Source organism: Mesorhizobium sp. M7D.F.Ca.US.004.03.1.1 (assembly GCF_003998635.1).
Lineage (GTDB): Bacteria > Pseudomonadota > Alphaproteobacteria > Rhizobiales > Rhizobiaceae > Mesorhizobium > Mesorhizobium loti.
Genome location: NZ_RZQG01000361.1, coordinates 1 through 5,701 on the forward strand (window position 1 = coordinate 1; position 5,701 = coordinate 5,701).

The following is a 5,701-nucleotide window of genomic DNA, read 5'->3' on the forward strand; positions in this document are numbered from 1 at the left end:
CGCGGGTGTCGTGCTTTATGTGGCCGAGCGGCTGTTCCTCGTGAATTGACCCGCGGCGAGGCTGGCGCTGATTCCATCGCGTTGGAAATGGACACACGGCACGCGGATGCTATTCTCCAGCTGAGGGCGCCCGCATCCGCGGCAAAAGGGGAGCAAACGAGCATGGCAAAACAACCGGAATCCGATTCCTTCATGGACATGTTCGGCAGGTTCGGTCGCGACCTGAAGGTGCCCAATGTCGACGTCGAGGCGATCCTCGCCCATCATCGCAAGAACCTCGAAGCACTGGAGAAATCGGCACGAGCCGGTGCCGCCGGCGCAACCTCGCTGTTGTCCAGGCAGCGCGAGATGCTACAGGACACACTGCGCGAGGTCACGGACATGGCGCAGAGCTACAGGGCGCCGGGTAATCCGCAGGAATTGATGGCCAAACAGACGGAGTTTGCCAGAAAGTCCTTCGAGGCCGCGTTGAAGAATGCCGGCGAAGTGGCTGAACTGGTCAAGAAATCCGGCACCGAATCGGTCGACATCCTGCGCACGCGCATCAAGGAGGCGATGGAGGAAATCCGCGCCGGCTACGAGAAGAAGTAGCAGATATGGCCGAGGCCGGTTCGTTGCTGCCGGCTGGCCCGAAGCCTAGAAATCCCGATTTAACCTGCGACTGCCCTCGCGGCATGGTGCGATTGCGGCCGGATTCGGCGGAACGGATTCACGCAGGGCGAATTGACAGAGGCTGTCAGTTCGTGGTCCGGAGGCGTTGTAAGCGATCGGGAAAGCAGGAATGACTGAAATACGGCCTAAAACGCCGCCGACCTTCGACCAGTTGAGGACGATGGCCGGGCAAGAGCTCGGTGTGTCGGAATGGACGACGGTCGACCAGAACCGCATCGACCAGTTCGCCGAATGCACCGGCGACCATCAATGGATTCATGTCGATCCTGAAAGGGCGCGGCGGCAAAGCCCGTTCCGCACGACGATCGCGCATGGCTACCTGACGCTGTCGATCATCGGCGCGCTGGCACTCGGCATGGGCATCGTGCCCGAGAATACGCAGGCCGCCTTCAATTATGGCTTCGATAAGGTGCGGTTCCTGGCGCCGGTCAAGGTCGGCGCGCGCATCAGGCTGCGCACCACGCTGCTGTCCATGGAGGACAGGGGGCCCGGCCAGTATCTGATGAAGGCGGCCAACACGGTCGAGATCGAAGGCGAGGAAAAGCCTGCCCTGATGGCTGAAACGCTGGTCATGCTTTATGAGCGCCGCAAGCGGGCAGGCGCCTAGGCGCGATCCGGCAGGCGGCGTTCAGTCTGCGCGAAGTCAGAGGTTTTGCGACACTTCCACCGGCCTGTGCCGCTTGAACTCGGCGCGGGCTGAGAGCAGCGCGAGGAACAGCGCGACCAACGCCAGCGCCGTTGCTGTCTGAAAGGTGACCTGCATTCCCCTCGCGGCGGCCTCGGAACCCAAAAACGTCTGACCAATGCCTGCGTGCCCTTCGGCCGATGCGACGGCGAATATGGCGCCCATCAATGATGCGCCGGTGATGAGGCCGAGATTGCGCGAAAGGTTGAGCAGGCCGGATATGACGCCGCGCTGGCTGGTTTCGACACCGGTCATGACGGCTGCATTGTTCGACGTCTGGAACAGCGCGTAGCCGATGCAGGTGACGGTGATCGGAACGACATAGCCGGCAATGCCGAGTTTGGTCATGGCGAGCGACAGCAGGAACGTGCCTGTCGAGAGGCTGAGCAGGCCTACGACCATCATCCTGTGGGCGCCGAAGCGATCAGTCAAGCGTCCGGCCACCAGCGCCGACAGGGTCGAGACAAGCGGCCCGGTCGACAGCACGAGGCCGACCATTGCGGCATCGAGCCCAAGTCCGCGCGACAGGTAGAACGGGGCAACCACCAGGGTCGCCATCATCACCGTGGCGACAACGAGGCTCATGGCGAGACTGGCGCTCAGTTGGAGATCGCGGAAGCTGGCGAGCTGGATCAAGGGGTTTTTCACCCTCGCCTGAGCGGCGGCGAACAGAAAAACGCCGATGCCGGCAGCGACCAGCAGGCCGACGTTGAGCGGTTCGAAATTGCCTCTCCCAAGCGTCATGGCCAGCGCATAGGCGGCCAGTGTCAGGGCCAGCAGCGCGGTGCCCATGACATCGAACGTGCCTCGGTCGACCTGCGCTGTCTTGCTGCGCGCCGGTAAGGCACGCCAGGCGAGAGCGAAGGTGAGCACACCCAGCGGGACATTGATGAGGAAGATCGTTCGCCAGCCGAAGCCGGCGATCAAAAGGCCGCCGAGCGAGGGGCCAAGTGTCGTGCCGATCGCGGACATGGCGCCGAGCAGGCCCATGGCGCTGCCGATTCTGTCCTTGGTCACGGTTTCGGCGACAAAAGCCAGCGTCAGCGCCATCATCAGCGCCGCGCCAAGTCCCTGCCCGGTGCGCGCGGCGATCAGCAGCCAGAGAGTCGGTGCCAGGCCGCAGAGCACCGATGCCGATGTGAACAGCGCGATGCCGCCAAGCAGCAAGGGCCGGCGCCCGAACATGTCGGCCAGCCGGCCGGCGCTGACGATCAGTGTGGTGATGGCCAGCAGATAGGCCAGGACAACCCATTGCACGGACTGGAACGACGCGCCGAAATTCTGCATCAGCGACGGCAACCCGACGCTGGCAATGCTGGTTCCCAGCGACGACAGCAGCGTGGCGAGCGACAGGCTTGCCAGCGCCCAGCGGGCGGATTGCATCTGTGGCAGCACCGATGCGCGTCCGTCTCGATTTTGCTCAGCGATTGCCACTGCGATCTCCTTCCATCAGCCCCAGAAGCGGAGCTGCTGGAGATCTAGTCCCTTGGCCTATATGGCGGAAGACGCAGCATTTGCATCTTATTCGTGCGTTTGACGCCATATCGTGCCATGATCCGCCAATGACATCGCCCGATCTCAATCTGCTGTTCGCTCTCGACGTTCTGCTGACCGAAGGCAGCGTGGCGCGTGCCGCCAGCCGTCTGCGCCTCAGTCCCTCGGCGATGAGCCGGACACTGTCGCGGCTGCGCGAGGCGACGGGCGACCCGCTGCTGGTTCGCGCCGGTCGCGGTCTGGTGGCGACGCCGCGTGCGGAAGAACTGCGACAGCAGGTTGGCCGTGTCGTCCAGGATGCGGAGGCGCTGCTGCGTCCTGCCACCCTGCTTGATCTGCGGAGCCTGGACAGGGTCTTCACGCTGCGCACCAATGAGAGCTTCGTCGAAGAATTCGCTCCTCGTCTCGTCGCCCGTATCCAGGCCGATGCGCCCGGCGTGCGGCTGCGCTTTGCACCGAAGTCCGACAAGGACGTCATGTCGTTGCGCGACGCGGCGATCGATCTGGACATAGGCGTCGCTGGCGAGACCGGGCCGGAGGTGCGCATCCAGGCGTTGCTTCGCGACCGCTTCATCGGCGCCGTGCGAACAGGCCATCCCTTGAGCGAGGACACGGTGACGCCGGAGCGCTATGCGGCAGGCCGGCACATCAGCGTTTCACGGCGCGGCCGCGAGAAGGGGCCGATCGACGAGGCTTTGAACCGGCTCGGGCTGCAGCGGACAGTCGTGTGCATGGTTTCCGGTTTCTCGGCAGCCCTTGCCATGGCCCGCACATCAGACCTGATCGCCAGCGTTCCGGAGCGGCATACCGAGGGCGCACGCGCCGGCATGCACAGCTTTCCCCTGCCGGTTGCCACCGCTGGGGTCACCATCTCCATCCTGTGGCATCCGCGGCTCGATGCCGATCCGGCACAGCGCTGGTTGCGTGATTGCGTGCGGGAGGTCTGTACGACGTCTCGCTGACAACGACGAGAAGCCTGCGCCAACGGCCCAGGCTCCTCATCCTTCCCGTCTATTCGGTTTGGCGTTTCCGCAAATGCCTCAGCGCACTTAGTGTGAGCGTCGCCATGACCGAACAATAGCCCACCAATGGCCACGCCGTGTCTCCGCCGAGCAGTATGACGAACAGCGTGCCGAGGATGCCGACGACAAGGCTCTGGATGCAGAAGTAGAGCGCGACGGCGGTTCCCGCGACATCGCCGAAAGCCTCGAGTGCACCGTTCGCGGTGACCGAAACAGTGAAGACGATGCCCACGGCGATGACCCACATCGGGCCGACGAATGTGACGAAGGACGGCGCCGCGAATATCTGCCCGATTGCCAGCAGTGCCGCGCCGAGCAGCAACATCGCCATGCCGCGCGCGACGCTGCCCGCGATGCCCCAGTGTGCAATGAATTTTTTGGCGAAGCGGGTGGTCACGATCATCACCAGCGCCGCGGTGGCGAAGGCAAGGCTGAAACCGATTTGTGAAAAGCCGGCGCGATCCATGAGCACCCGTGGCGCCGTCGAAAAGAACATGAAGAAGGCGCCCATGGCCGCGCTGAAACCCAGCGTATAAGTCCAGAAGGCGAAGCTGGAGAGAATGGGGCGAAACGCCATGCGCCTACCGTCGCCATTCGAAGGGCGTGTTTCATGCCATCGCGGCCATGCGTTGAGGGTGGCGGCCGTGGCCAGACCGCCGAGCGTCAGGAAGATCGCGCGCCAGCCGAGATTGTCGGCGATCAAGGCACCGGCAATCGGCCCCAGCGCCGGCACGACAGCCAGCATCGAGCTGAACAGGCCGTAGATAACAGCACCTTCAGGCCTTTGCGCATAGACGTCGCGAACCGTTGCGAAGGTCGCAACGAGAACCGCCGACGCACCGATGGCCTGCACGACGCGCAAGGCAACAAAGACCGTGGCCAGCGAGGTCCCGGCGAGCAGGAAGGAAGCGCCTGCAAACAAAAGCGCGCCACCGATCAGCACCGGGCGCCTGCCGATCCTGTCGGAAATCGGGCCGAAGACGATCTGGCCGAGGCCAAGACAGATCATGTAGAGACTCAGCGTCAGCTGGATGACCTCAGGTGATGTCTTGAGGATCCCCGGCATCGTTGGAACGATCGGGAGGTAGATATCCATGGCCAGCGAGGCCAGGATGTCGAAGGGCGCCATCAGCACCATGGCTGCTGGCAGGGAAGTGGTCCATGTCGGGTTTTTTGGACAAGGCATGATTGAACATCCGCTCAAATGGGTACATTTGGCGGCGATCTGCCGTTCTCACTAAAAATGGGAAATGACGGACCGCCGCAACAACGAAGTGCTGTTGCGGCCTACTTGTCTGCTGACTTGCTGGTTCCCATAACCGCTATCCCGGAAAATGATGGCGCGGACATTCTCTCGAGTGCGCGGGCCGTTCACTAGCAGCCGGAGGTTACCCAGGCAACAGGATCAGGTTGGTCGCGTCAACGCGCCATCGCCGCCTCGAGCACCTTGAAAATCCGCTCGTCCGCGCATTGGGCGACGTTGAAGCGCAGGAAGCGGCTGGCTGTTCCGGACAGGCTGAATGCGTTGCCGGGCGCCAGCACGATGTTGTCGGCCAGAGCGCGGCGGGCCACTTCGGCCGCATCCACCCCATCCGGCAGGCGGCACCACAGGAACAGGCCGGCCGGCTGGTCAATCCAGGGCATGACGCCGATCGCCTTCAGGTGGGCGCTCGTCTCGCCCATGGCGCGCGCAAGCTTCGCGCGCAGCAAATCCATGTGCTTGCGATAGCTGCCGTCCTTCAACAGGGTCAGCACCAGTTCGGCCGCAAGCCGTCCGCCGCCGAAGGTCGTGGCGATCTTGAGGTCGGTCAGCGGCTCGATCCAGTCA

At 63.5% G+C, this 5,701-nt stretch carries 6 protein-coding genes; 3 read left to right on the forward strand and 3 right to left on the reverse strand.

From position 1 onward, the window contains the following. Window positions 1-162 precede the first annotated feature (162 nt). Both EN935_RS19785 and EN935_RS19790 read left to right on the forward strand, forming a co-directional pair. Window positions 163-591: a phasin family protein gene (locus EN935_RS19785; protein WP_127262542.1), complete on the forward strand. Its 429-nt coding sequence runs from the start codon at window positions 163-165 to the stop codon at window positions 589-591. Window positions 592-781: 190 nt separating this feature from the next. Further along, window positions 782-1,279 (forward strand): MaoC family dehydratase, encoded by a 498-nt coding sequence (locus tag EN935_RS19790; RefSeq protein WP_109668731.1) that lies wholly within the window; start codon window positions 782-784, stop codon window positions 1,277-1,279. Between the two features lie 36 nt (window positions 1,280-1,315). Here the strand turns inward: EN935_RS19790 and EN935_RS19795 are convergent, their stop codons facing one another. After that, window positions 1,316-2,791 carry an MFS transporter gene (locus EN935_RS19795; RefSeq protein WP_127262543.1) on the reverse strand — a complete coding sequence of 492 codons (1,476 nt, stop codon included), beginning with the start codon at window positions 2,789-2,791 and terminating at the stop codon, window positions 1,316-1,318. 128 nt (window positions 2,792-2,919) lie between these two features. On the opposite strand from EN935_RS19795, the gene EN935_RS19800 reads away from it, so the two are divergent. Beyond that, window positions 2,920-3,813 carry a LysR family transcriptional regulator gene (locus EN935_RS19800; protein WP_127262544.1) on the forward strand — a complete coding sequence of 298 codons (894 nt, stop codon included), beginning with the start codon at window positions 2,920-2,922 and terminating at the stop codon, window positions 3,811-3,813. A 49-nt stretch (window positions 3,814-3,862) separates the two neighbouring features. Here the strand turns inward: EN935_RS19800 and cml are convergent, their stop codons facing one another. Then, a complete protein-coding gene (gene cml / locus EN935_RS19805) occupies window positions 3,863-5,059 on the reverse strand; it encodes a CmlA/FloR family chloramphenicol efflux MFS transporter (RefSeq protein ID WP_127262545.1) in 1,197 nt (398 codons plus the stop codon). A gap of 233 nt (window positions 5,060-5,292) precedes the next feature. Continuing rightward, the coding region (locus EN935_RS19810; protein ID WP_127373548.1) for an aminotransferase class I/II-fold pyridoxal phosphate-dependent enzyme at window positions 5,293-5,701 on the reverse strand (409 nt) is incomplete at its 5' end.

Excerpts from the sequence above, each read along its gene's own strand:
- EN935_RS19785 (WP_127262542.1), top strand. The coding sequence starts at position 163 with ATGGCAAAACAACCGGAATCCGATTCCTTCATGGACATGTTCGGCAGG.
- EN935_RS19790 (WP_109668731.1), top strand. The coding sequence starts at position 782 with ATGACTGAAATACGGCCTAAAACGCCGCCGACCTTCGACCAGTTGAGG.
- EN935_RS19800 (WP_127262544.1), top strand. The coding sequence starts at position 2,920 with ATGACATCGCCCGATCTCAATCTGCTGTTCGCTCTCGACGTTCTGCTG.
- cml (WP_127262545.1), bottom strand. The coding sequence starts at position 5,059 with ATGCCTTGTCCAAAAAACCCGACATGGACCACTTCCCTGCCAGCAGCC.